Source organism: Citrobacter sp. 506, assembly GCF_050434985.1.
Classification (GTDB): Bacteria; Pseudomonadota; Gammaproteobacteria; order Enterobacterales; family Enterobacteriaceae; genus Citrobacter; species Citrobacter braakii.
In genome coordinates, this window is sequence record NZ_JBNDJN010000005.1 from 262,103 (window position 1) to 288,283 (window position 26,181).

The 26,181-nt window shown below is 48.2% G+C and carries 27 protein-coding genes; 14 read left to right on the top strand and 13 right to left on the bottom strand.

Features of this window, described 5'->3' with window-relative positions:
- Positions 1-198: 198 nt before the first annotated feature.
- From rfaD to rfaL, 4 genes are read left to right on the top strand one after another with little or no spacing between them, the layout of a single operon-like run.
- A complete protein-coding gene (rfaD, locus tag ABIE10_RS18955) occupies positions 199-1,131 on the top strand; it encodes an ADP-glyceromanno-heptose 6-epimerase (RefSeq protein ID WP_003827312.1) in 933 nt (310 codons plus the stop codon).
- 2 nt (positions 1,132-1,133) lie between these two features.
- Positions 1,134-2,180, top strand: coding sequence for an ADP-heptose--LPS heptosyltransferase RfaF (rfaF, locus tag ABIE10_RS18960; RefSeq protein WP_046275755.1), 1,047 nt, complete (start codon positions 1,134-1,136; stop codon positions 2,178-2,180).
- 3 nt (positions 2,181-2,183) lie between these two features.
- A complete protein-coding gene (gene rfaC, locus ABIE10_RS18965; RefSeq protein WP_103767011.1) occupies positions 2,184-3,161 on the top strand; it encodes a lipopolysaccharide heptosyltransferase RfaC in 978 nt (325 codons plus the stop codon).
- A gap of 14 nt (positions 3,162-3,175) precedes the next feature.
- Positions 3,176-4,384, top strand: coding sequence for an O-antigen ligase RfaL (gene rfaL / locus ABIE10_RS18970; RefSeq protein ID WP_103928752.1), 1,209 nt, complete (start codon positions 3,176-3,178; stop codon positions 4,382-4,384).
- 37 nt (positions 4,385-4,421) lie between these two features.
- Here rfaL and ABIE10_RS18975 read toward each other — a convergent pair whose 3' ends face one another.
- The 6 genes from ABIE10_RS18975 to rfaQ form a co-directional block, all read right to left on the bottom strand.
- Positions 4,422-5,564, bottom strand: a complete 1,143-nt coding sequence (locus ABIE10_RS18975; RefSeq protein WP_049282862.1) for a lipopolysaccharide N-acetylglucosaminyltransferase — start codon at positions 5,562-5,564, stop codon at positions 4,422-4,424.
- Between the two features lie 11 nt (positions 5,565-5,575).
- Complete coding sequence (locus ABIE10_RS18980; protein WP_103767013.1) at positions 5,576-6,589, bottom strand: glycosyltransferase family 8 protein; 1,014 nt, start codon at positions 6,587-6,589, stop codon at positions 5,576-5,578.
- A 90-nt stretch (positions 6,590-6,679) separates the two neighbouring features.
- A complete protein-coding gene (gene waaO, locus ABIE10_RS18985; protein ID WP_429156795.1) occupies positions 6,680-7,690 on the bottom strand; it encodes a lipopolysaccharide 3-alpha-galactosyltransferase in 1,011 nt (336 codons plus the stop codon).
- 74 nt (positions 7,691-7,764) lie between these two features.
- Positions 7,765-8,562 (bottom strand): lipopolysaccharide core heptose(I) kinase RfaP, encoded by a 798-nt coding sequence (rfaP, locus tag ABIE10_RS18990; RefSeq protein ID WP_429156629.1) that lies wholly within the window; start codon positions 8,560-8,562, stop codon positions 7,765-7,767.
- Complete coding sequence (locus ABIE10_RS18995) at positions 8,555-9,679, bottom strand: glycosyltransferase family 4 protein (RefSeq protein WP_047501663.1); 1,125 nt, start codon at positions 9,677-9,679, stop codon at positions 8,555-8,557. Before ABIE10_RS18995 ends, rfaP begins: the two co-directional genes overlap by 8 nt.
- On the bottom strand, positions 9,676-10,746 hold the full coding sequence (gene rfaQ / locus ABIE10_RS19000) for a lipopolysaccharide core heptosyltransferase RfaQ (protein ID WP_016157758.1): 1,071 nt from the start codon (positions 10,744-10,746) through the stop codon (positions 9,676-9,678). Before rfaQ ends, ABIE10_RS18995 begins: the two co-directional genes overlap by 4 nt.
- 397 nt (positions 10,747-11,143) lie before the next feature.
- Between rfaQ and waaA the strand changes: the two genes are divergently transcribed.
- A complete protein-coding gene (gene waaA / locus ABIE10_RS19005; RefSeq protein WP_016154983.1) occupies positions 11,144-12,421 on the top strand; it encodes a lipid IV(A) 3-deoxy-D-manno-octulosonic acid transferase in 1,278 nt (425 codons plus the stop codon).
- 8 nt (positions 12,422-12,429) lie between these two features.
- Positions 12,430-12,909: a pantetheine-phosphate adenylyltransferase gene (gene coaD / locus ABIE10_RS19010; RefSeq protein WP_016154984.1), complete on the top strand. Its 480-nt coding sequence runs from the start codon at positions 12,430-12,432 to the stop codon at positions 12,907-12,909.
- A 47-nt stretch (positions 12,910-12,956) separates the two neighbouring features.
- Here the strand turns inward: coaD and mutM are convergent, their stop codons facing one another.
- The 4 genes from mutM to radC form a co-directional block, all read right to left on the bottom strand.
- Positions 12,957-13,766, bottom strand: a complete 810-nt coding sequence (mutM, locus tag ABIE10_RS19015; protein WP_019078041.1) for a bifunctional DNA-formamidopyrimidine glycosylase/DNA-(apurinic or apyrimidinic site) lyase — start codon at positions 13,764-13,766, stop codon at positions 12,957-12,959.
- 98 nt (positions 13,767-13,864) lie between these two features.
- Positions 13,865-14,032: a 50S ribosomal protein L33 gene (gene rpmG / locus ABIE10_RS19020; protein ID WP_003024094.1), complete on the bottom strand. Its 168-nt coding sequence runs from the start codon at positions 14,030-14,032 to the stop codon at positions 13,865-13,867.
- 20 nt (positions 14,033-14,052) lie between these two features.
- On the bottom strand, positions 14,053-14,289 hold the full coding sequence (gene rpmB / locus ABIE10_RS19025) for a 50S ribosomal protein L28 (protein WP_003024071.1): 237 nt from the start codon (positions 14,287-14,289) through the stop codon (positions 14,053-14,055).
- A 276-nt stretch (positions 14,290-14,565) separates the two neighbouring features.
- Positions 14,566-15,231: a RadC family protein gene (gene radC, locus ABIE10_RS19030; RefSeq protein ID WP_016154986.1), complete on the bottom strand. Its 666-nt coding sequence runs from the start codon at positions 15,229-15,231 to the stop codon at positions 14,566-14,568.
- A 172-nt stretch (positions 15,232-15,403) separates the two neighbouring features.
- Here radC and coaBC point away from each other — a divergent pair, with 172 nt between their 5' ends.
- The 3 genes from coaBC (at position 15,404) to slmA (ending at position 17,773) form a co-directional block, all read left to right on the top strand.
- Positions 15,404-16,624, top strand: coding sequence for a bifunctional phosphopantothenoylcysteine decarboxylase/phosphopantothenate--cysteine ligase CoaBC (gene coaBC, locus ABIE10_RS19035; RefSeq protein WP_429156797.1), 1,221 nt, complete (start codon positions 15,404-15,406; stop codon positions 16,622-16,624).
- On the top strand, positions 16,602-17,060 hold the full coding sequence (dut, locus tag ABIE10_RS19040; RefSeq protein ID WP_016154988.1) for a dUTP diphosphatase: 459 nt from the start codon (positions 16,602-16,604) through the stop codon (positions 17,058-17,060). The genes coaBC and dut overlap by 23 nt, the downstream gene beginning before the upstream one ends.
- Before the next feature lie 116 nt (positions 17,061-17,176).
- Positions 17,177-17,773 (top strand): nucleoid occlusion factor SlmA, encoded by a 597-nt coding sequence (slmA, locus tag ABIE10_RS19045; protein WP_016154989.1) that lies wholly within the window; start codon positions 17,177-17,179, stop codon positions 17,771-17,773.
- A gap of 87 nt (positions 17,774-17,860) precedes the next feature.
- Here the strand turns inward: slmA and pyrE are convergent, their stop codons facing one another.
- Entirely contained in the window at positions 17,861-18,502 is a 642-nt protein-coding gene (gene pyrE, locus ABIE10_RS19050) for an orotate phosphoribosyltransferase (protein WP_429156637.1), read from the bottom strand.
- Positions 18,503-18,567: 65 nt separating this feature from the next.
- A complete protein-coding gene (gene rph, locus ABIE10_RS19055) occupies positions 18,568-19,284 on the bottom strand; it encodes a ribonuclease PH (protein WP_016154991.1) in 717 nt (238 codons plus the stop codon).
- A 125-nt stretch (positions 19,285-19,409) separates the two neighbouring features.
- On the opposite strand from rph, the gene ABIE10_RS19060 reads away from it, so the two are divergent.
- Entirely contained in the window at positions 19,410-20,273 is an 864-nt protein-coding gene (locus ABIE10_RS19060; protein ID WP_019078038.1) for a YicC/YloC family endoribonuclease, read from the top strand.
- Between the two features lie 256 nt (positions 20,274-20,529).
- Positions 20,530-21,147, top strand: a complete 618-nt coding sequence (locus ABIE10_RS19065) for a trimeric intracellular cation channel family protein (protein ID WP_003024049.1) — start codon at positions 20,530-20,532, stop codon at positions 21,145-21,147.
- On the opposite strand, the gene ligB is transcribed toward ABIE10_RS19065, so the two are convergent.
- Complete coding sequence (gene ligB, locus ABIE10_RS19070) at positions 21,144-22,823, bottom strand: NAD-dependent DNA ligase LigB (RefSeq protein WP_429156641.1); 1,680 nt, start codon at positions 22,821-22,823, stop codon at positions 21,144-21,146. The genes ABIE10_RS19065 and ligB overlap by 4 nt on opposite strands.
- A gap of 261 nt (positions 22,824-23,084) precedes the next feature.
- Here ligB and gmk point away from each other — a divergent pair, with 261 nt between their 5' ends.
- Genes gmk through spoT form a run of 3 tightly spaced genes read left to right on the top strand, consistent with a single transcriptional unit; the run spans position 23,085 to position 26,171 of the window.
- Positions 23,085-23,708: a guanylate kinase gene (gene gmk, locus ABIE10_RS19075; protein ID WP_019078035.1), complete on the top strand. Its 624-nt coding sequence runs from the start codon at positions 23,085-23,087 to the stop codon at positions 23,706-23,708.
- Between the two features lie 54 nt (positions 23,709-23,762).
- Complete coding sequence (gene rpoZ, locus ABIE10_RS19080; RefSeq protein WP_000135058.1) at positions 23,763-24,038, top strand: DNA-directed RNA polymerase subunit omega; 276 nt, start codon at positions 23,763-23,765, stop codon at positions 24,036-24,038.
- An 18-nt stretch (positions 24,039-24,056) separates the two neighbouring features.
- Positions 24,057-26,171 carry a bifunctional GTP diphosphokinase/guanosine-3',5'-bis pyrophosphate 3'-pyrophosphohydrolase gene (spoT, locus tag ABIE10_RS19085; RefSeq protein ID WP_003024038.1) on the top strand — a complete coding sequence of 705 codons (2,115 nt, stop codon included), beginning with the start codon at positions 24,057-24,059 and terminating at the stop codon, positions 26,169-26,171.
- Positions 26,172-26,181: the final 10 nt, after the last annotated feature.

The window sequence follows — 26,181 nt, forward strand, 5'->3', positions numbered from 1 at the left end:
ATAAAAAAACTAAGTACATTTAAGATTAATTTAATAGACTTAATAACCATTAAATAAGCATTCTTATACTGGTGTTTATAGGCCTTCTACCGACCCACCATCTTACTTAAGAGGCTGAAGGGATGCCGATGTGATGGTATGATTACAGGCATTAGTGTCTGAGATTGTCTCTGACTCCAAAATTCGAAGGTTACATTTATGATCATCGTTACCGGCGGCGCGGGCTTTATCGGCAGCAACATCGTCAAGTCATTGAATGATAAAGGCATCACCGACATCCTGGTGGTGGACAACCTGAAAGATGGCACCAAGTTTGTTAACCTGGTGGATCTGAATATTGCTGACTACATGGACAAGGAAGACTTCCTGATCCAGATTATGGCCGGAGAAGATTTCGGCGATATCGAAGCGATTTTCCACGAAGGTGCATGCTCCTCCACTACCGAGTGGGACGGCAAGTATATGATGGATAACAACTATCAATACTCCAAAGAGCTGTTGCACTACTGCCTAGAGCGTGAAATTCCGTTCCTGTATGCGTCCTCTGCCGCCACCTACGGCGGTCGTACTTCTGATTTCATCGAATCCCGTGAATATGAGAAACCGCTAAACGTTTACGGCTACTCAAAATTCCTGTTCGACGAGTACGTTCGTCAGATCCTGCCAGAAGCCAATTCTCAGATTGTTGGCTTCCGCTATTTCAACGTCTACGGACCGCGTGAAGGCCATAAAGGCAGTATGGCGAGCGTCGCTTTCCACCTCAACACCCAGCTCAACAATGGCGAAACACCAAAACTGTTCGAAGGCAGTGAAAACTTCAAGCGTGATTTCGTTTACGTAGGCGATGTGGCTGCGGTGAACCTGTGGTTCCTGGAAAACGGGGTTTCCGGCATCTTTAACCTTGGTACCGGTCGTGCGGAATCTTTCCAGGCCGTTGCCGATGCAACGCTTGCGTACCACAAAAAAGGCAGCATTGAGTACATCCCATTCCCGGAAAAACTGAAAGGTCGCTACCAGGCGTTTACCCAAGCCGATCTGACTAATCTGCGCGCTGCGGGCTATGACAAGCCTTTTAAAACCGTTGCTGAAGGTGTAACGGAATATATGGCCTGGCTGAACCGCGACGCGTAAGTATGAAAATTTTGGTGGTAGGCCCGTCCTGGGTGGGCGACATGATGATGTCGCAAAGTCTCTATCGCACGCTTAAGGCGCGCTATCCCCAGGCGATAATCGACGTGATGGCACCTGCATGGTGCCGTCCGTTATTATCGCGCATGCCTGAAGTTAACGAAGCTATCGCCATGCCGCTTGGACACGGCGCGCTGGAGATCGGTGAGCGGCGTAAACTCGGTCATAGCCTGCGTGAAAAACGCTATGACCGCGCCTATGTGCTGCCTAACTCGTTTAAATCCGCGCTGGTACCGTTCTTTGCTGGCATTCCCCATCGTACCGGTTGGCGTGGTGAAATGCGCTACGGCCTGCTAAACGATGCGCGCGTGCTGGATAAAGATGCCTGGCCGCTGATGGTCGAACGCTATGTAGCCCTGGCCTATGATAAAGGCGTAATGCTGTCAGCTAAAGATTTGCCGCAGCCTCTGCTATGGCCGCAGTTGCAGGTAAGCGAAGGTGAAAAGTCCCTGACCTGTCGCCAGTTTTCCCTTTCTGCCGAACGCCCCATCATCGGCTTTTGCCCTGGCGCGGAATTTGGTCCAGCGAAACGCTGGCCACATTACCACTACGCAGATCTGGCGAAGCAGCTGATCGATGAAGGCCATCAGATTGTGCTTTTTGGCTCTGCAAAAGACCATGAAGCCGGAAATGAGATCCTGGCAACGCTGAGCGTTGATCAGCAGCCCTGGTGCCGTAATCTGGCAGGCGAAACACAGCTGGAGCAGGCCGTCATTCTGCTCGCCGCCTGCAAAGCGGTGGTCACCAACGACTCTGGATTAATGCACGTTGCCGCAGCGTTGAATCGACCTCTGGTAGCGTTGTATGGCCCCAGCAGCCCGGATTTTACTCCGCCGCTTTCACACAAGGCGCGCGTAATTCGCTTGATTACGGGCTATCACAAAGTACGCAAGGGAGATGCAGCAGAAGGCTATCATCAGAGCCTGATTGACATCACACCCCAGCGCGTGCTGGAAGAACTCAACGACCTGTTGTTACAAGAGGAAGCCTGACGGATGCGGGTACTGATCGTTAAAACATCGTCTATGGGCGATGTACTGCATACGTTACCGGCATTAACCGATGCGCAGCAGGTCATGCCGGATATTCAATTTGATTGGGTAGTGGAAGAAGGCTTCGCGCAGATCCCATCCTGGCATGCAGCCGTTGACCGGGTTATTCCAGTGGCGATCCGCCGCTGGCGTAAAGCCTGGTTTTCAGCGCCGATTAAAGCCGAGCGTAAAGCCTTTCGCGATGCGGTGCGTTTACATCAGTATGACGCGATAATTGATGCGCAGGGTCTGGTAAAAAGCGCGGCGTTGGTTACGCGTCTGGCACGTGGCATCAAGCATGGTATGGACTGGAGCACGGCGCGCGAACCATTGGCGAGCCTGTTTTATAATCGCAAACATCACATTGCCAAACAGCAGCACGCGGTAGAACGTACGCGTGAATTGTTCGCCAAAAGTCTGGGATATTCCAGGCCCCAGTCGCAGGGTGATTACGCTATCGCTCAGCATTTTCTGAAAGAAAGTAATGCTGATGCGGACCAGTATGCCGTATTTCTGCATGCCACAACGCGTGATGATAAGCACTGGCCAGAAGCCAACTGGCGGGAGCTAATTGGCCTGTTAAATAACGCTGGCATACGTATTAAACTGCCATGGGGTGCTCCTCACGAAGAAGCACGAGCCCGTAGGCTGGCAAATGGTTTTTCTTATGTTGATGTTCTTCCACGGATGACTTTGGGAGAGGTCGCTCGCGTACTGGCGGGGGCAAAATTTGTGGTGTCGGTTGATACAGGCCTGAGTCATTTAACCGCTGCACTGGATCGCCCTAATATTACGTTGTACGGTCCAACGGACCCAGGATTGATTGGTGGGTATGGGAAGAATCAAGTGGCATGTCGCTCAGGAAGTGAAAATCTTTCCGACTTGCGTTCTTCGACCGTATTAGAATCAATTAATTGCAATTTTTTAAATAATTGTCTGTAAGTATCGGAGAAATGATGGCTTTAACAAAGTTTTTTTTAGATGAGAAAAAAAACTGGAAGATAAACTGGAATAGAGGACTTATATTTCTGTTTGTCGCCACCTATTTCTTAGGTGGTATTACTCGTTATAAACATTTGATTGTCATCCTGATGACTATCACAACGATAGTTTATTTATGTAAGAATCCTCGACATTATATTCCTATTTTTAAAACATTTGTTTTTGCAAGTGTATCATTTCTTGTAATCGCTACCTTCGTCTCTTTAGTGTTCACTCCTGAACTAAAAGCTAGCCTGAAAGAGATAAACAACTCAGTTGTTGAAAATGTCTTATTATGCACTATTGCGATCCCTGTATTACTAAGAGAAGAAAGCAAAGAAACCATTTCAAAGTTGATATTCTTCTCGTTCCTTACAGCTCTTAGTTTGCGATGCCTTTCAGAACTTGTCCTTTATTATCAGGACTATCAGCAAGGGATCATGCCTTTTACTAATTACCAACATCGCGGAATTTCAGATGCAATGGTGTTTTTATTCCCAGTGCTTCTGAATCTATGGCTCATTAAATCAGCAAAATACCGTATCTTATTCCTGTCGCTAGGGGCGATATATACTTTTTTAATTCTTGGAACATTGTCCCGTGGCGCATGGTTATCTGTATTTATTATCGCTCTTACATGGATAGTTATGTACAAACAATGGCGATTGCTTACTGTAGGTATCCTCGTGGCCATTGTTGCTCTGACAGCTATATTTTCATACAAAAATATGTCAGAAAACCTGACCGTTAAATTGCAGCAAACTGACAGTTCATATCGCTATACTAACGGTACGCAAGGGAGTGCGTTTGACCTAATCTTAGAAAATCCAGTTATTGGTTATGGTTTTGGTAATAACGCTTATAAAACTGTATACAACAAGCGTGTGGTGGATTATCCAAACTGGATATTCCGCGAGTCAATTGGACCACACAACCTTATTCTCTTTGTATGGTTTGGTACAGGATTACTTGGACTTGTGGGTTTAATACTGGTGTACACTAGCATTGTGAGGGAATGTGTTACGCATGCTTTTAGGGAGAATTACTATTCCCCATACAATGCTTATATAATAATTTTACTTTCATTTGTCGGTTATTTTATTATACGTGGCAACGTTGAGCAGATTGAGTTAGATCTGTTGGGTATTTTTGCAGGTTTTCTGTTAGCGCTGAAGAATAAATAAAATAGTAAAAAAAAGGCTACTTTATGTAGCCTTTTTATCACTCGAACCAGTTACAAATAACCTCTTCAAACCGTTGTGTAACCGCAGACCAACTATAGTTTCCAAAGACATATTGCTGACCTCGTTGGGCGGTATCCGCTAAACTACTTTCCGCCATTACCCTGGTAATATCCTGAGCAATAGTTTCTGCAGTCATCGGCTCTGTAAGGTGATAGCCTGTAATTTTATCTTTAACAAACTCAACCATGCCGCCCCGAGTACTGACTAATACAGGTCTTCCAGCGCCCATAGCCTCAATAGCCACCATACAAAATGGCTCCTGAAATTGAGAAGGAATCACAACTATATCTGCCAGTGGATAGTAATAGTGCATTTTCTCGGGTGAGATACTACCTAACATAATACAATGTGGTTTGAGGCGCTCAGCTATTTCCCGAACTTCACGCTGATAATCACCTTTATCGTTCTTACTTACTTCCATGTGATCACCAACAACCACAAGCTTCAGATTTTTGTTCTCATGCAGCAACTTTTCAAAAGCCTGCAGAAGCAAGAGAACGCCTTTATCAGGGACTATACGTCCAGCAAAAAATACCACCTTGCTTTCAGGGGAAATATTTAATTTATTTTTTGATATTGATTCATATGACGATTGATAGATATCCAGGTCAATACCATTAGGCACAATAACAATATCAGCTTCAGGAAGATAAGATTGATAATAGTTCTTCAAAAACAAACTTGGTACGATCATCTTAACTTTTTTATCAAGCAACTTAGGTTCAAACGCATTATGCATATGAATCACAACTTTAGCCTGAGGAGCTTGCGAACGAATTTGTCGATATAGCTTCATACTGTTATGGACAACAATCACACTTTGATCGGTTATCTCAAATTTTTCGGCAACTTTCAGTATGCGCTTTGAATAAGGTAACGGATCCAGCCGAGTCCACTTTTGGAAAATACGCTTATATACTGAGCTAAATCCAATACGATGAATACTGCATCTTTCGTTTACGTAAGAATAATCAGAATATCCTTCGTTCTTTATACAGACAATACGATTAGGGAATTTAGTTCTCTGGGCAACCTGATACATCCAGGTCTCAACTGCTGCGGCACCACGTGGTGGAATAGAATAAATAGGTGTTACAGTAAATATGATTTTATCAATCATAAAGATCACCATTACATTGTTTTATATTTAATTGCTGCGATCAGGCCTGGAATTATTTTATTTTGATAAAGAAGGTGTTTATATTCTTCTCTATATTCGTGCTTTTGTTTTGCAACTTGATAAGGCTGATTCTTCCATGGTGAATTCTCATATACTGTGCGGAAAAATTGTGCTGAGGAATAGTCAGCCCACTCGTGCCATGGTTTTGTTACACCAGTATAATGAATAAATACTGTCTCTTCATTAATCACTGATTTATAGTAATTTTTATTTTTAATCTCAAACTCAGACTTCAATGAATAAATTGAGTTATATTTCCTCGGTAGTAATACCGCATGATGCAAAAACATGATATTTAAAATATCCTGGTCAGGATATTTTACTCTGGAAACTATACTTTCATCTGACAATAGTTCGAAGAATTTTTTCGTTAAATTAGAGTTAAGCCATTGCTGCAAGTTTATATACATGACACCCGAGTTAAAGTAGTTGCCTTTAAACTCAGGATTATGTAGACGCTCTGCACTTTTATCCTGCATTGAATCAACATCTACTACAACCGCACCATATTCCCCATCAAATTTCAGTGCGGCAAGATCCTCTAAAGAGCCTTTACACGTAATATCAGCATCAAGATATAGCAGTCGATCTAATCGTTCAGAAAAATAATCAAATGAAAGCAAGCGATAGTATATTGACACTGGCCATATATTTGTTTTAGGTAGTGACACCAACGGTTCAGAATCAATATGATATAGCTTAATAACTGTTTTATACTGTTCTGCTAATTGTGTCAATAGTACAATATATTCTTGGTCTAAATAATCCGCAATAATATGAAAAGTAAAATTAATATTATTCTGTTTATTATTTTCAAGGATTGATGCAATAGAAATTGCCGCGCCAGTTTGGTAATTTTTATCGATTCCCCATGAGATATTAAAAGTGTCACGATCATCACATGGTGTAACACGTCTGTCTAACTCAATAATATCTTTGAAGTTAGTTAATCTTTTGAAGTCCAATTTAATTACCTTTAATTATTTCAGCTATATTTCCCAGCGGCTAAGATATGCATTGCTGTTGATTATTTTAACAATGTACTTAGCCAGCAGTTAACCTTTCAACTTGGTCAGATAATAATTAAAGTAGTTACACAGTCCCTGAACGTATAACCCTTGTTTAAATTTATGCTTTGCACAATATCTGAATTGATTGCTATTGGTCGGTTTGAGAAGCGCTACTGAATGCCAGGGCGAGGCCTCTTTCGCAACTAAAAAACTCTTCGATACCGGATAGTTGGCCCACTCATGCCAGGGTTTTGTCGGTCCCACATAATGAATGAAGACAGTTTCATTATTCACAGGATTGACTACTTTATCTTTCAGTTCATAATTAATGCTAAAGCGTGTATTGTATTTACCATTGATAAAAGTTACTTTTCCGGCTAACAACACATTAAGGACATCTTGATCAAGATGAGTTATTCTTTCCACCCATTCTGGAACTCGCAACATTTCGATGGCTCGGGAAGAGATATTATTACTGTGCCATGCGTTGATGTTGATAAGTAAGAATCCAGCATTAAAGTATCCGGTGATTAATTCTGGAGTGGCCAGAGTTACAGAACGATTATGCCACCATTCGGAATCTCTTTCCGTTACAACGACAGCGATCTCATCTGCGGAAAACTTATAATCGACCAGTTCTCGTACACTACCCTGGCAAGCAATATCGGCATCCAGGTATAATAATTTATCTATTTTATTATAGAAATAATCTGCAATAACAAAACGGAAGTATGTTGCATAAGTCCAGTTTTTTGTACTAGGTAAGTCTTTTAATTTATTGCAATCAATTAGGTAAACTTTGATACAGGATTGATATTGTTTAGCAAGATCGGCGAATCTGGCTTTATCACTCTCATCGAAATAATCAGTAAATATATGAAATGTGAAATCGATTTTTTTATTCGACAATAATACAGAGGCTATTGATACACCGCAGCCAAATAAAAAATTCCTGTCAATACCATAACCGATATTAAAACAGTCTGCAGAAGCATTTTCCCGAAAATCGTACTCAAAAACAGAAAGGATAACTTCTTTATCGCTAAATTGAGACATTTGACTCTTACCAATTTTTGAGAAATAGACCATGTTCTCACATGATGCATTTCAAATAGTTCAGGATAAATTAATCACAGAGATTTACGGATTGTTCTTTCGCGTATTTTATTAGCTTTAACCTGAGCTTCCTTGAACAAATCAGCCTCCTGACTTAGGATGCTTTTCAACGGCAACTCGCAATAGATGCGTAGAAATCTATAAATATCACGCTGGGTTAATCCAATGTTCATGGAAGAAAAATAGAGACCGATCAAGTCCTTATCGCGCCAGCGTCGGGGAACAGTCGACCGAATCTGAGCACGGTGCAAATCAATCACTGAAATCTTGAGATCGTCCTCACGCCCTGAAAAAGGCAGATGTAATAAAAAGTGGCAAATATAGCAATCGCGATGATTGATACCTCCAGCATGCATCTTACGCACCATGGTGGCAACACGATCAATAATTATACGCTTCACTTTCACATCGGGAGAATTTGTGGCCCAATCAGCACAGTAATCTTCTAAGCTGATAGTTGGTGTGAGATCCTCAGTAATAATAAACGAGGTTTTAGTCAGTGGATTCAACCCTTTCTCACCAAATCCCACGCCTGTCATTGTATCCACACCTAACTGACTCAGGCGATGAATAGCATTCCATTCTCTATCAGCACCTAATACTGGCATGCGTAATGAAAGTAGGTTTTTAACAATCTCTTTCAGAGAAGTGCCTCTGTGCCATTTTAAAAAATAGCTTTTACCCGTTAGTTCAAATCGTAGAGTACGGCGAGTCTCCAGTTCTCTGAATACTTCACCATGTAAATTTTTAACTTCATCAAATGCATCTTTCCCGCGCCATAGTGTGGCTAACGGTTCTTTTAATTCAACCATCTAAACCACCCGTAATCATATCCGCAGCTTTCTCCGGTAGGCTGTATAAATCTTGCGTATCCGCATAGTGTCGTGCATTTGCCCTCCATTCCGAACACAATGAAGGCTCTACCAGCGCTTTACGTAAGGCTTCATTCAGCGTTTCTTGCCGGAATGGTTCTGTAATTGCCATACCACAATTAGCATCAACAATATAATGCGCGTAACCGCATACGGCTGTGGTCAACACCGGCAGCCCGGCAGTGATTGCTTCTAGTAAAACAATACCTGCCGCCTCCTGATAAGCTGGATGCATCAATATATCAGCCGCAGCCATTAATTCTGCAACATCATTACGGCCAGAGTAGAAATGGACATTACTGCGTACGCCAAGTTTTTCCGCCAGCGCCTCAAATTTTCTCGGTCTGTCTTGTCCAACAACATACAGTAGTGTATTAGTTCGAAGCGTTTCTGGTAACGAGGCCAGTGCACGTATTGAACGATCCACACCTTTACGAGTGAAATCAGAGCCTACCTGCAATAATAGATTTTGTTGCTCTGTTATACCGTTTTTCTGGCGATAAACTTCACGGCTATTCGGAATCTGCTGGCTATACTTCCTGTCCGGATAAATCCCTGGAGGAAGAATATGAAATCGTTGAGCTTCTGTCTGATAGTGCTTCTGAAAATCAGCAATCTGCTTATCAGTTAGCATCAATAGCTGCGTCGGTTTACCCTGCTCAAACGTCGCGCGTTCAAACGCTGCATAGTGCCGATATCGTGAAGTTAACCGATAGAGGAAACCTTTTTCTTGTGCCACTTTCTCGGCATAGCAAACGTCAGCAGCATAGTAGAGATCCAGCCCTGGCATTTTATTAAAACCAACAACCCGATCGACAGGGTGCTGAAGTAAATGTGCCTGGACCCAGGAATAATACTCCGCATTGCGACCATGGTTTGTCCGGGACTTGACCGGTACAAGAACCAATTCAAAAACGTCAGGACACTCACCTTCCCAGGACTGCGTATAGACACGAACATGGTGACCACGTGCCGCTACAGTTTGCGCAATGCGCATAAAATCACGCTGTAACCCACCGAATGGGAAGTATTTATACAAACAGAAAGCAACAATCATACGGGACTCCCCGCTTGTGGCGGCACAAGTCTACCCGGTAATAATTTATCGATAGCAGCAATAACATCGTCAGCGGGTATCACCGAAAGATACATTTCATTGCGATCGCGCTGTTCGCGTGGAGGCATCGGACGGTAATCACCAGCCCAAAATTGAATCATCTGCTTTGACCATGGTCGCCAAAAATTATGATCCGTTGCGCCAAACAGGCATATCAATGGTGTATCAACCGCAGCAGCAATGTGTCCCGGAGCAGAGTCCACCCCAATAAACAACTGCGCATGATCGATGACCGCTCCTAGCTCGGGGAAGCTCATTTTTCCCGCCAGCGCAGTAACGGGCTTTTCTTTGCAACCTTGTGCAATTTCATTCACGCAAGCCAGATCGTCTTCGCCTGGGCCAGAGGTCATAACTACCTCCAAACCACGCTGGTGTAAGGCGTCAATTACCTGTGAAAACTTTTCGTTATTCCAGCACTTGAAGCGTTGGCGTGCCGTTGGTTGAATTACAACATATTCATCACCAACCCCAGCCCGATTTAATTCTGTGCGCATACGTTCCCAGCTATCCGGAGGATAGCTCATTGTTGTATGTGTAACAGTCGATTTAAGTTTCAACGGGGCCAGCACAGACAGATTGCTTTCCACCACATTTTCACCGCTAAGCGGAGCCAGACATGTAAAACTATTTTTCCAAAAAGAAGATTGCCGATGTGCATAATCTTGAGAGATTTTGATTGGCGCGTTCAGTAGCCGCATCAGTATCGCAACCATCCACTGATCGGTAAGGTTTACAACTAAATCATACCCATTTGCGCGCAACGTTCCGATCAGGTGCAGAAAATTAGTAATTTTATCAGTTACTTTTGTCTTTTTATTTTTAATACCATAAAGGGCATTAATTTCTGGGTTTTCCGACAAAATTGGGATGGTATCCTGATAGAGAAGCACGTCGATTTTCGCATCAGGATAGTTCTGCTTTAGCGTACTAATGACCGGAGTTGTTAACAACATATCTCCGTGAAAACGCATTTTTATGACCAGAATTCTATTAATTGGCTTATCCACAAGCGGCTCTTTTATCGTGAGTGTCCGGTAAAGTTAAGCAGAAAAAAGCACGCTACCGCCCCAGGCTCAACAGCTACCTGATTACTGATATCGCACTGATTTTTTACGCGCTAGTGTATCACTTCTTTCGCCATGTTCCGACTCGAATAATTCTTGCACAGCCAATGGTTTTAAAACATGTAAATCAATGAATTAAGATGTTCAGACCTTTTGATTTTTAGCCCTCTATCTCGACTAAACCGGAAAATATCAACAGAAAACGTAAAGATGCAAAAGATGCTGGTACCCTGGACATCCCCCGCGAGGGACGCTATTTAATTTAAAAATAGGAAAAGTATTGGTAAAGCCACAGCTAAATACATAGAATCCCCAGCACATTCATAAGTCAGCTACCATTATGCTCGAATTGCTTTACACCGCCCTTTTCTACCTTATTCAGCCTTTGATCTGGGTACGGCTTTGGGTGCGCGGACGTAAGGCTCCGGCCTACCGTAAACGCTGGGGTGAACGCTACGGCTTTTACCGCCGTCCGCTAAAACCAGGCGGCATCATGCTTCATTCGGTTTCCGTGGGCGAAACGCTGGCAGCTATCCCATTAGTCCGCGCTCTGCGACATCGTTACCCCGACTTGCCGATCACGGTCACCACCATGACACCAACCGGTTCCGAGCGCGTACAATCCGCTTTTGGCCCTGACGTTCAGCATATTTATCTGCCGTACGACTTACCGGATGCCCTAAACCGTTTCCTGAATAAAGTTGACCCCAAGCTGGTGTTAATTATGGAAACCGAGCTGTGGCCGAATCTGATCGCGGCACTGCATAAGCGCCATATTCCGCTGGTCATTGCCAATGCACGTCTTTCCGCTCGCTCAGCTGCTGGCTACGCTAAATTAGGTAAATTTGTTGGCAGGCTACTGCGCCGAATTACGTTGATTGCCGCCCAGAACGAAGAAGATGGCGCTCGTTTTATCACGCTTGGTGCCAGAAGCAATCAGGTCACCGTTACCGGTAGCCTGAAGTTTGATATTTCCGTCACGCCGCAGCTGGCCGCAAAAGCGATTACATTGCGTCGTCAATGGGCACCTCACCGCCCGGTATGGATTGCAACCAGCACGCACGACGGCGAAGAAAGCATTATCATTGCCGCCCATCAGGCGTTATTAAACCAGTTCCCTAATCTTTTACTGATTCTGGTACCCAGACATCCTGAACGGTTCCCGGATGCCATTAACCTCGTACGCCAGGCTGGGCTAAGCTATACGACACGTTCTTCGGGCGAAGTTCCGTCATCAGGAACCCAGGTCGTAATCGGCGACACCATGGGCGAGTTGATGTTGCTGTATGGCATTGCTGACCTTGCATTTGTTGGCGGTTCGCTGGTTGAACGCGGTGGACACAACCCACTGGAAGCCGCGGCGCACGCCATTCCGGTACTGATGGGGCCACATACTTTTAATTTTAAAGATATTTGCGCCCGCCTCGAACAGGCAAGCGGATTGATCACCGTCACCGACGCAACTACGCTGGTGAAAGAGGTCTCTTCTTTACTGACCGATGCAGATTATCGTAATTTTTATGGCCGTCACGCAGTTGAAGTTCTGTATCAAAATCAGGGCGCGCTTCAGCGTCTGCTGCAGCTGCTGGAACCTTATCTGCCACCCAAAACGCATTGAGGCAAGTCATGCAAAAACGGGCGATTTATCCAGGAACCTTTGATCCCATTACTAACGGCCACCTCGATATCGTGACACGAGCGACAAGCATGTTCGATCACGTAATCCTGGCAATTGCCGCAAGTCCCAGTAAAAAACCGATGTTTACTCTGGAAGAGCGCGTTGAGCTGGCACAGCAGGCAACGGCGCATCTCGGTAATGTGGAGGTTCTGGGATTCAGCGATCTGATGGCAAACTTTGCCCGCGATAATCAGGCTAACATTCTGATCCGTGGCCTGCGTGCGGTAGCCGATTTTGAGTATGAAATGCAGCTGGCCCATATGAACCGTCATCTGATGCCACAACTGGAAAGCGTCTTTCTGATGCCGTCTAAAGAGTGGTCATTTATCTCATCGTCACTGGTGAAAGAAGTTGCCCGCCACCAGGGTGACGTAGCGCACTTTCTGCCGGAAAACGTTCATCAGGCATTATTGAGTAAACTGAAGTAATGCGTCTGGCCGGATGAGGCATACGCTACGTCCGGCCGATAATGGTGTTATTTCTGACAGCGACGGCAATAAAACGTTGTGCGCTGAGCGTGTTTTGTCGCAATGATTGGCGCGCCGCATACGCGACAGGGTTCACCTTCTCTCCCATAGACCTGCAGCTCCTGGGCAAAATAACCCGGCTTACCGTCACTTTGCAGAAAGTCCTTCAGCGTGGTCCCGCCCTGCTCGATAGAACGCAGCAAAACCGCCTTGATAACGCGCACCAGCAGTTCGCACTCATCCTGCGACAAAGATGACGCCAGACGGTCAGGATGGATACCAGCCGCAAACAGCGACTCGCTGGCATAGATGTTTCCCACCCCCACGACCAGCTTGTTATCCATCAGCCAGGGTTTAATCGCAGTTTTCTTCTTCGCACATTTCTGCTGCAGATAACCAGCATTGAAATCGTCGCTCAGCGGCTCAGGGCCAAGATGGGCGAGGACATTATGCCCATCCAGCTCTTTAGTCCACAGCCAGGCGCCAAAACGACGCGGATCGGTATAGCGCAGGACTTTGCCGTTACTCATCACTAAGTCGACGTGGTCATGTTTTTCTGCCGGAAGCTCTTCAGAAAGGATACGCAAACTACCCGACATCCCCAGGTGAATGATTACCCAGCCATCTGATAGCTCCAGCAGCAGGTATTTCGCGCGCCGCTGTACGCTCAGGACAGGTTTATCACTCAGACGATAGATTTCCTCTGATACAGGCCAACGCAAACGACCGTTACGCACAGTCGCGTGCATAATCGTTGCCCCCACCAGATGCGGCTCAATACCGCGGCGGCTGGTTTCGACTTCAGGTAATTCAGGCATAGTATCTCCGGCGATGTATCAGGTCTCATTAATATGGGGACGGCCAGAAAACAAAAAACCCCGCCGAGGCAGGGTTTTTCTTTACATCAAAGCGGAAATTATTTGATTTTCGCTTCTTTGTATAAAACGTGCTGACGAACAACTGGATCGAACTTTTTCAGCTCCAGTTTTTCCGGCTTAGTACGTTTGTTCTTCGTGGTGGTATAGAAGTGACCAGTACCAGCAGAAGAAACCAGCTTGATTTTCTCACGAATACCTTTAGCCATGATTTATTTCCTCTTAGTACTTAGTACTTTTCGCCACGGGCACGCAGTTCAGACAGAACTGTTTCGATGCCTTTCTTATCAATAACACGCATACCTTTAGCAGATACACGCAGGGTGACAAAACGCTTCTCGCTCTCAACCCAAAAACGGTGAGAGTGCAGGTTAGGCAGGAAACGGCGTTTAGTCGCGTTCAGTGCGTGGGAACGGTTGTTACCGGTCACCGGACGCTTGCCAGTAACTTGGCAGACTCGGGACATGTCTATTCTCCAAAAATCAAATTAGCTCGAGCTTCGTATGGGGTATTGGCGCCTCGTCAGGCTTCTCAGCCCGGTTATCGCAGTTCAATACACTAAATCTTTCATCGTTGCCTCGTCATTGGACGCAACAAGAATGATTTTGCGTATTTGCGAACTCTCGATTGCCAGGCCCAAATGCCAAACCCGAGATTCTCAAAGGTGGCGTAGTATACGCTGAGTCAGCGATGTGCTCAAGTCCCGAACAGACAAAGATCCCGATGGATCGCGTAAAGTGCGTTAAATCCAACCGCGTTCCGCAAAAGAAACGTACTCTCCGCGCCCAATGACCAGATGATCAAGCACCCGGATATCCATGAACTGACAGCATTTCACAACACGCTCGGTGATGAGTTTATCTGCTTTGCTCGGCTCTGCACACCCCGAAGGGTGATTATGTGCAAGGATCACCGCAGAAGCATTCATTTTTATCGCTTCGCGGACAATTTCTCGCGGATGCACTTCAACGTGGCTTAGCGTTCCGGAAAAAAGTTTACGGTGTTTAATCACGCGATGTTGAGAATCCATAAAGATCACATAGAAGATCTCGCGTTCCTCTTGCGAAAGCTGGCTTTGCAGAAATTCACGCGCCATTTCCGGGCTAAGTATCGCACGCTCCTCTATCACCTGTACGTTGTAGTAGCGCCTTGCCAGCTCCACTATTCCCTTCAACTGTGCGTACTTCGCGATACCGATGCCCTGAACATAGCTGAAATCCATGTAATCAGCAGACAACAGGCCATACAACGAATCAAAATGCTGAAGCATCTCTTTCGCCAGCGTAAGCACATCTTTACCCAGTATCCCGGTGCGTAGAAAAAGAGCCAGTAGCTCTACGTCGGTCAGCGAACTGGCCCCCTGCGCCAACAGCTTTTCCCGAGGCATTATACGTCCTGTATTTTCCATGCTTTTCCCCTCCTTTCGCGTCCGCATAGTGGCATAACGCCAGCGGCGAATCGACGCTCTGTTTTCACTTCTTCGTAGAGCCTCGCAAACTGGAGCGCGGGCAAAAGCACGACACATTGCGGATTGTGATAAAATATCCGCCTTCTGGTGAAACCCAACAGGAAAGATCATGATGAGCCTGGCCGGTAAAAAAATCGTACTTGGCGTCAGTGGCGGGATTGCTGCGTACAAAACCCCTGAGCTGGTGCGTCGTTTACGGGAACGCGGCGCAGACGTCCGCGTGGCGATGACCGAAGCAGCAAAAGCGTTTATTACTCCTCTGAGCTTACAGGCGGTTTCGGGCTATCCCGTATCCGACAGCCTGCTTGACCCCGCAGCCGAAGCCGCGATGGGCCACATTGAGCTGGGGAAATGGGCCGATTTGGTTATACTGGCCCCTGCGACGGCAGACCTGATTGCCCGCGTTGCCGCAGGTATGGCCAACGATCTGGTGTCTACGATCTGTCTGGCAACGCCAGCGCCTGTTGCCGCGCTGCCGGCGATGAACCAGCAGATGTACCGCGCTGCCGCAACCCAACACAATCTGGGCATTCTTGCCTCGCGCGGTTTGCTCATTTGGGGCCCTGACAGCGGTAGTCAGGCATGTGGTGATGTCGGTCCTGGACGTATGCTGGATCCGTTAACAATTGTGGATATGGCGGCAGAACATTTTTCACCTGTCAAAGATCTGCAACATCTCAACATCATGATTACAGCAGGCCCGACGCGTGAACCGCTTGATCCCGTGCGTTATATTTCCAACCACAGCTCCGGGAAAATGGGATTTGCTATCGCGGCTGCTGCCGCAAAACGCGGGGCAAACGTCACGCTGGTATCAGGTCCGGTTTCGTTACCTACACCACCTTTTGTCCAGCGCATTGATGTGATGACCGCACTGGAAATGGAAGCCGCCGTGCAATCTGCGGTGCAACAACAGCATATTTTTATCGGCTGCGCCGCAGTCGCTGATTATCGCGCTGAAACTGTCGCCAGTGAAAAAATCAAAAAACAGGCAACGCAGGGTGATGAATTAACAGTAAAAATGGTCAAAAACCCGGACATCATCGCTGGTGTTGCCGCACTGGATGCTAATCGTCCTTTTGTCGTTGGGTTTGCCGCCGAAACAAATAATGTGGAAGAATATGCCCGGCAAAAACGCATCCGCAAAAACCTTGATGTGATCTGTGCGAACGACGTTTCGCTGTCTACTCAAGGATTTAACAGCGACAGCAACGCATTACACCTTTTTTGGCAGGATGGAGATAAAGTCTTACCGCTTGAGCGCAAAGAACTCCTGGGCCAATTATTACTCGACGAGATCGTGACCCGTTATGATGAAAAAAATCGACGTTAAGATTCTGGACCCGCGCGTAGGGCAACAATTTCCGCTCCCGACGTACGCCACTTCTGGTTCTGCCGGACTTGACCTGCGTGCCTGTCTTGATGACGCCGTAGAACTGGCGCCTGGCGCAACAACGCTGGTGCCAACCGGGTTAGCTATCCACATTGCCGATCCTTCTCTTGCGGCGGTGATGCTCCCGCGCTCCGGGCTGGGCCATAAGCACGGGATCGTACTGGGCAATCTGGTCGGTTTGATTGATTCCGACTACCAGGGCCAGCTGATGGTTTCAATCTGGAACCGTGGTCAGGACAACTTTACTATTGAACCGGGCGAACGTATCGCGCAGATGGTATTTGTACCGGTCGTCCAGGCTGAATTTAATTTGGTGGAAGAGTTTGAAGCCACCGATCGTGGCGAAGGTGGCTTCGGCCATTCCGGGCGCAAGTAACCCGCAGAAAAGTATCTCACAGCGTAATAACGCAATAACACACCGCAAACACCAGTTTGCGGTCGCTGTGTGGATGCCTGCCTGGCAAGAGCTTATTTTCAGGGGTATTTTGTAACATGGTAGAAAAGCAAACTGCGAAAAGGAATCGTCGCGAAGAAATACTTCAGTCTCTGGCACTGATGCTTGAGTCCAGCGATGGTAGCCAACGCATCACGACAGCTAAACTGGCGGCCTCTGTGGGCGTTTCCGAAGCGGCCTTGTATCGCCATTTTCCCAGCAAGACCCGCATGTTCGATAGCCTGATTGAGTTTATCGAAGATAGTCTGATTACCCGTATCAATCTGATTTTGAAAGATGAAAAGGACACTAACGCGCGATTGCGTCTGATCGTACTGCTGATTTTAGGGTTCGGTGAACGTAATCCTGGCCTGACGCGAATTCTGACCGGACACGCGTTGATGTTCGAGCAAGACCGTCTGCAAGGCCGTATTAACCAGCTTTTTGAGCGAATTGAGGCGCAGTTACGCCAGGTTCTGCGAGAAAAAAGAATGCGTGAAGGTGAAGGCTACACCGTGGATGAAACGCTGCTGGCCAGCCAGCTACTGGCTTTCTGCGAAGGTATGCTGTCCCGGTTTGTACGTAGCGAATTTAAATACCGCCCAACGGATGATTTCGACATCCGCTGGCCGTTGGTTGCCGCTCAATTGCAGTAACACCGTTGTTGGATGGCGACCTCGCCTATTTTGCCTACGAACCCTGCGGTGCGTAGGCTGGATAAGCGCAGCGCCATCCGGCAGTTCTTATACGCCGTACGCTTCGCGATACGCCCGTACTGCGGCCAGGTGTTCTGCCATTTCTGGTTTTTCTTCCAGATACGCAATCAGATCTTTCAGGGTAATGATAGAAATCACGTTGCAGCCATAATCGCGTTCCACTTCCTGAATCGCTGAAATCTCGCCGCGACCGCGTTCCTGACGATCGAGAGAAATCAGTACCCCCGCCAGCGTAGCGCCGTTAGCCTGAATAATTTCCATCGACTCACGAATAGCCGTACCTGCAGTGATAACATCATCCACCAGCATTACACGCCCCTCAAGTGCGCTACCTACCAGATTACCGCCTTCACCGTGGGTCTTCGCCTCTTTACGGTTAAAGCAGTACGGCAAATCTTTATCGTGGTGTTCCGCCAGCGCAACAGCCGTGGTGGTCGCAATCGGGATACCTTTGTAGGCCGGACCAAACAGCAAATCGAACTCAATACCGGAATCCATCAGCGCTTCGGCATAAAAACGGCCTAACAGTGCCAGGCAGCGCCCGGTATTAAACAGCCCGGCGTTGAAGAAATAGGGGCTTTTACGCCCGGATTTCAGCGTAAACTCGCCAAACTTTAGTACCTGCTTGCTAAGCGCAAACTCAATAAACTGGCGCTGATACGGTTTCATGGATTCGCTCCTCATCTCACTTTATTACAGACAAAAAAAAGGCGACTCATCAGTCGCCTTTAAAATCAATTTTCTAACGCCGCCTTCTGCGTCGTTACAATGGATTCGATTCCCCCTCGGGCTAACGCCAGTAGGGTGAGAAGTTCTTCATGGCTGAACGGCTCGCCTTCTGCCGTACCCTGCACCTCTATAATGCGTCCGTCTTCAGTCATCACCACGTTCATGTCGGTTTCTGCGGCAGAGTCCTCAACGTATTCGAGGTCACAGAGCGCTTCACCGTTCACAATGCCCACGGAAACCGCGGCGACCATCCCTTTCATCGGGTTAGTTTTCAGTTTACCACTCGCAACCAGCTTGTTCAGCGCATCAGCCAACGCCACACATGCGCCGGTAATTGATGCAGTGCGCGTACCGCCATCTGCCTGAATAACATCGCAGTCCAGCGTAATAGTGAATTCACCGAGCGTCTTCAGATCAACGGCGGCGCGCAGCGCACGAGCGATCAGACGCTGGATTTCCATGGTACGACCGCCCTGCTTACCTTTCGCCGCTTCACGGGCGTTACGGGTGTGCGTGGCGCGTGGCAGCATGCCATATTCTGCGGTGATCCAGCCCTGGCCCTGACCTTTCAGAAAACGCGGTACGCCTTCATCAATAGAGGCGGTACACAGCACTTTGGTATCACCAAATTCGACCAGCACGGAGCCTTCAGCGTGTTTTGTATAATTACGGGTCAGGGTGACGGGACGCACCTGGTTGGCACTACGACCTGCTGGACGCATGATAAAATCTCCGGCTTGAAACGAATGTGGCTGCGCATTATACGGACTTCCGACTGTTATTCCTATCCTGACAAGACGTGGATGGCTATAATCCTCCCATCTCATCTTTAAAAACAGGAACGTCTATGATCCGCAGCATGACCGCCTACGCCCGGCGTGAAATCAAGGGTGAATGGGGTAGCGCTACCTGGGAAATGCGCTCGGTAAACCAGCGTTATCTGGAAACTTATTTTCGCCTGCCGGAACAGTTCCGTAGTCTTGAACCCGTTGTTCGCGAACGTATTCGCACGCGTCTGACGCGCGGTAAAGTCGAGTGTACGCTGCGTTTTGAGCCTGATGCCAGCGCCCAGGGCGAGCTGATTCTAAATGAAAAGCTCGCTAAACAGCTCGTTAGCGCTGCTAACTGGGTCAAAATGCAGAGTGATGAAGGTGAAATTAACCCAGTTGATATCCTGCGCTGGCCAGGCGTAATGGCTGCCCAGGAGCAAGATCTGGACGCCATTGCCGCCGAGATCCTCGCCGCGCTTGACGGTACGCTGGATGACTTCATCGTCGCGCGTGAAACCGAAGGTCAGGCGCTGAAAGCGCTGATCGAGCAGCGTCTGGAAGGCGTCAGCACTGAAGTCGCTAAAGTGCGTGCACATATGCCGGAAATTCTGCAATGGCAGCGTGAGCGTCTGGTAGCCAAACTGGAAGACGCCCAGGTGCAACTGGAGAATAACCGCCTTGAGCAAGAACTGGTGCTGATGGCGCAGCGCATCGATGTAGCAGAAGAGTTAGATCGTCTGGAAGCCCACGTCAAAGAAACCTACAACATTCTGAAGAAAAAAGAGGCTGTTGGCCGTCGTCTGGACTTCATGATGCAGGAATTCAACCGTGAGTCGAACACTCTTGCATCCAAGTCTATCAATGCCGAGGTGACTAATTCCGCAATTGAACTGAAGGTATTGATCGAGCAAATGCGCGAGCAAATTCAGAATATCGAGTAAACTCCATTCCACGTAGCCCACCCATAAACGACGGGGCTACGTGTTTTTCCCAACACTTCGGTTGTGACCCATCCAGTTCGAATTATATTTTCTCATCATTTATTGTCACCATTCATAAAGTAAAGCGCATGCCATAACGCATTTACAGCAAAATCACATTAGCTGTAGTTATTAAAATTGCTTCACCTTAGAAAATCTCAATCGTGACAATGCGCACAAATCGTTAACCTTAGCCCCAGCAAATCAGGGGGAATACATGCTGTTACACGTTTTATATTTAATTGGTATTACTGCCGAAGCCATGACCGGTGCGCTTGCGGCTGGGCGTCGTCGTATGGATACATTTGGCGTCATTATCATTGCCACCGCGACGGCCATTGGCGGCGGCTCGGTACGCGACATTCTTCTCGGCCACTATCCGCTCGGCTGGGTAAAGCACCCTGAATACGTCATTATCGTGGCGACCGCTGCGGTACTCACCACCATTATTGCCCCCGTCATGCCCTATCTGCGTAAAATATTCCTCGTCCTGGATGCGCTGGGCCTGGTGGTCTTTTCTATTATTGGTGCCCAGGTGGCGCTGGATATGGGTCATGGACCGATTATTGCCGTGGTCGCTGCGGTCACTACCGGGGTCTTTGGTGGTGTATTACGTGACATGTTCTGCAAACGCATCCCGTTAGTATTCCAGAAAGAACTGTATGCCGGCGTTTCATTTGCCGCTGCTGTGCTGTATATCGTGCTGCAACATTATGTCTCCAGCCACGATGTGGTGGTGATCTCTACCCTGCTCTTCGGCTTTACCGCCCGACTACTGGCCCTGCGCCTGAAGTTGGGGCTGCCAGTATTTTACTATCGCCATGAAGGCCATTAAGGCATAAAGCCCGTGATCCGCTGAGCAGCTAACCAGTTGCTCAGCGCTGTGATCTCTTTATCCTCCAGCCACTGAATAACCTGTCGTGCCCGTCGCTCTCCCATGAAAGGAAATTGCCGCCAGCTTTGTTCACTGCGATCCCGTAACTGCTGCCACGAACCATCCCGACTGGCATTCAACGTTGCCTGTGTTAACGGTATTCCCATGGCAATCACCCAGCGCGTAAATGGAAGATGGCGTGACAGATTGAACTGATGCCACAGCTTCCCCCCTTTGTTCACGCCAAATGTGGACTGTAGCTGCTCCTGCGTTAATCCAAGCCAGGAAAAGATATGTTCAAAGCGATACGTCTGATGTAGCTCCCGCCATCCCGCCTCGCCCATACCCTCCAGCCCTAACACATCTTTGGCCCCCAGCCAGACGAGCCTGGCAACAAACTGTTCCTGACACTCCGCTGTGGCATAAAAACAAGTTAGTGAATTGAAGCGCCCCTCAGGTGGTGCTGGCTTATTACGCTGGGTGCTGCGCCAGACCACCTCATCTATACGGGGAATCCCCTGTCCGGCCAGACTTATCAGAATCTGATCGCCAGGCGCAATATCCCATTCATTCCAGCGCCGGATTGAGCCAATATTGACGCGCTGCACCCGCTTATCATCCAGCATGACGGGGACCAGCAATGCAACCACCGCAATTTTCCCGCTTTTGCCAACGGAAAACTGAATACCCGTCACCTCAGATACCCTGGCCACGGGAGGATATTTCCACGCTGCCAGCCAGTCTCCCTGTCCGGGTAGCCAGTATTGCGCCCGCGGTTCTTTTCCCGTTCGCACCACAACACCATCCGTCACAAAAGGTAACGCTGAAGTCCACCACCTGGCACGCGCCTGCTCGACGTCATCCACACTCTTCACGGCCTGAGTATATCGTTGCGTGAAACTGAACCCGGCAGCAGTGAGTTGCTCAAGTCTTTCCGACATGGCAACTGGACCATCAGGCCAGGCCCAGATAAAAATAGCCAGCGAGCGTAACATTTCCGGATTGCTCTGGCGCATCATCATTCCAGCAACCTTTGAGCGGGCGTTCATTCCCCCTCTCTGCTGCTGAATATGCCCTTGTTGCTGCAAAAATATCTCCCCCTGCAACGTACTGTTAGAGAGCGGCCCGCTGGTAGTACGTGGAACGGAAGGGATCTGAACAACCTTTTGCGTCCAGTCTTCGCCTTTCAGACCGTTACCACGGCTAATCGCCCGTATCAGATTTCCATTGCGATAAACCAGCGTGACCGCCACGCCATCCACCTTCGGCTGCACCCAGAGATCGCTACGAGCATGCATCCATTGCTGTAGCGCTTGCTTATCGGCCAGTTTTCGAACTCCCGTGTGGGGAACGGTGTGCGAGACGGTTCCACTTATTGGGGGCACAGATAGATCTGGTGGGGCTTCATCGCCAAAACAGCGCTGCCACTGGATGAGCTGCGCATTGAGCTGGTCATAAACGGCGTCGTCTACGACACTTTCCCCTTGTTTCCAGTAACTGTCATTCCACTGTGTTATCTGCTGCTGTAGTCGTGAAATTTCCTCTTGTGCCCTGGCAGGCGACCAGACGGGGCATACCGCCCATGAGGGTTGATACCACATTAGCAAAACCAGCCCTATGCATTTCCATAATCCCATGCTATCTCCGCTGAACAGTACGTTTCCCGGCAGATATAACGCGAATTGAAATGGAAACAGAGCGGCAAAAAATCATCCTGCGAGCAACGTTCCTGACATTTGCACGAATTGCTGCAAATCGCGGATAAAACAGAAAACTGGTACGCAAAACGCAATAAACATGCGCAAAAAGTGTGACAAGGGCTACGTCACATAGCGGCTACGTGTATAATAAGCCCGTATGTAGGCTCTCTTTCGACAATCACATACATTAAGATACTCATGGCTCAAGGCACGCTTTATATTGTTTCTGCCCCCAGTGGCGCGGGTAAATCCAGCCTGATTCAGGCTTTATTAAAGACCCAACCGTTGTATGACACCCAGGTTTCTGTTTCGCACACCACGCGCGCACCGCGCCCGGGGGAAGTGCACGGTGAACACTATTTTTTTGTGAACCATGACGAATTCAGAACCATGATTGGCAGAGACGCGTTCCTGGAACACGCTGAGGTTTTCGGTAATTACTACGGCACCTCGCGTGAAACCATTGAGCAAGTATTAGCATCCGGCGTAGACGTCTTTTTAGATATCGACTGGCAAGGTGCGCAGCAAATTCGTCAAAAAATGCCGCATGCGCGCAGTATTTTTATTTTGCCGCCATCTAAGATTGAGCTGGATCGCCGTCTTCGTGGCCGCGGTCAGGATAGCGAAGACGTGATCGCAAAACGTATGGCGCAAGCTGTTGCAGAAATGAGCCATTACGCCGAATATGATTATCTTATTGTGAATGATGATTTCGATACCGCCCTGGGCGATTTGAAAACTATCATTCGCGCCGAACGTCTGCGCATGAGCCGCCAAAAGCAGCGTCATGACGCTTTAATCAGCAAACTGTTGGCAGACTGAACCCACATTCAGTATCATGCCCAGTCATTTCTTCACCTGTGGAGCATTTTAAGTATGGCACGCGTAACTGTTCAGGACGCTGTAGAGAAAATTGGTAACCGTTTTGACCTGGTACTGGTCGCCGCGCGTCGCGCTCGTCAGATGCAGGTAGGCGGAAAGGATCCGCTCGTACCGGAAGAAAACGATAAAACTACCGTTATCGCGCTGCGCGAAATCGAAGAAGGTCTGATCAACAACCAGATCCTCGACGTGCGTGAGCGCCAGGAACAGCAAGAGCAGGAAGCCGCTGAATTACAAGCCGTTACCGCTATTGCTGAAGGTCGTCGTTAATCACAAAGCGGGTCGCCCTTGTATCTGTTTGAAAGCCTGAATCAACTGATTCAAAACTACCTGCCGGAAGACCAGATTAAGCGTCTTCGGCAGGCGTATCTCGTTGCACGTGACGCTCACGAGGGCCAGACACGTTCAAGCGGTGAACCCTATATCACGCACCCGGTAGCGGTAGCCTGCATTCTGGCCGAGATGAAACTCGACTATGAAACGCTGATGGCTGCGCTGCTGCATGACGTGATTGAAGATACCCCAGCCACCTACCAGGACATGGAACAGCTTTTTGGTAAAAGCGTTGCTGAACTGGTAGAAGGGGTGTCGAAACTTGATAAGCTTAAGTTTCGCGATAAGAAAGAGGCGCAAGCTGAAAACTTTCGCAAGATGATTATGGCGATGGTGCAGGATATCCGCGTCATTCTCATCAAACTCGCTGACCGTACCCACAACATGCGCACGCTGGGCTCATTACGCCCGGACAAGCGTCGCCGCATCGCCCGTGAAACCCTCGAAATCTATAGTCCGCTGGCACACCGTTTAGGTATTCATCACATTAAAACCGAGCTGGAAGAGCTGGGTTTTGAAGCGCTGTACCCGAACCGCTATCGCGTGATTAAAGAAGTGGTTAAAGCCGCTCGTGGCAACCGCAAAGAGATGATCCAAAAAATCCTCTCGGAAATCGAAGGGCGTTTACAGGAGGCAGGTATTCCGTGTCGTGTAAGTGGCCGCGAAAAGCACCTGTACTCTATTTACTGCAAAATGGTGCTCAAAGAGCAGCGTTTTCACTCCATCATGGATATCTACGCTTTTCGCGTTATCGTTCATGATTCCGATACCTGTTATCGCGTACTCGGCCAGATGCACAGCCTGTACAAACCTCGTCCTGGTCGCGTGAAAGACTATATCGCCATTCCGAAAGCGAACGGATATCAGTCTTTGCACACCTCAATGATCGGCCCTCACGGCGTCCCGGTTGAAGTACAGATTCGTACCGAAGACATGGACCAGATGGCAGAGATGGGTGTAGCAGCGCACTGGGCTTACAAAGAGCACGGCGGCGAAAGCAGCACCACCGCACAAATCCGCGCTCAACGCTGGATGCAAAGCCTGCTGGAACTGCAGCAGAGCGCCGGTAGCTCGTTTGAATTTATTGAAAGCGTCAAATCTGATCTCTTCCCGGATGAGATTTATGTTTTCACACCGGAAGGGCGCATTGTCGAACTGCCTGCCGGTGCAACGCCTGTCGACTTCGCCTACGCCGTGCATACCGATATCGGTCACGCCTGCGTCGGCGCACGCGTCGACAGACAACCTTACCCGCTTTCGCAGCCGCTCTTTAGCGGCCAGACCGTTGAGATTATTACCGCTCCGGGCGCCCGTCCGAATGCAGCGTGGCTCAACTTCGTCGTCAGTTCGAAAGCGCGCGCCAAAATTCGCCAACTGCTGAAAAACCTCAAGCGCGATGATTCCGTCAGTCTGGGTCGTCGACTGCTCAACCATGCCTTAGGCGGTAGCCGTAAACTGGCTGAGATCCCGCCAGAGAGCATCCAGCGTGAGCTTGAGCGCATGAAGCTCGCCACGCTTGACGATCTGCTCGCGGAAATCGGTCTGGGTAACGCCATGAGCGTGGTAGTAGCGAAAAACCTCCAGCAGGGCGAAGCAACGGCAAACGTGCCAGCGCAATCAGGCCACGGTCATCTGCCGATCAAAGGCGCAGATGGCGTGCTGATCACCTTCGCGAAATGCTGTCGTCCGATTCCTGGCGATCCAATCATTGCCCACGTCAGTCCGGGTAAAGGTCTGGTGATTCACCATGAATCCTGCCGTAACATTCGTGGCTATCAAAAAGAGCCAGAGAAGTTTATGGCGGTGGAATGGGATAAAGAGACAGAGCAGGAGTTCATCACCGAGATTAAGGTGGATATGTTTAACCACCAGGGTGCTCTGGCGAACCTGACGGCGGCAATCAACACGACTACCTCCAACATTCAAAGTCTGAATACGGAAGAGAAAGATGGCCGCGTCTATAGCGCCTTTATTCGCCTGACCGCTCGCGATCGCGTGCACCTGGCGAATATCATGCGCAAAATCCGCGTCATGCCGGACGTGATAAAAGTCACCCGTAACCGTAACTAGAACACGTTTT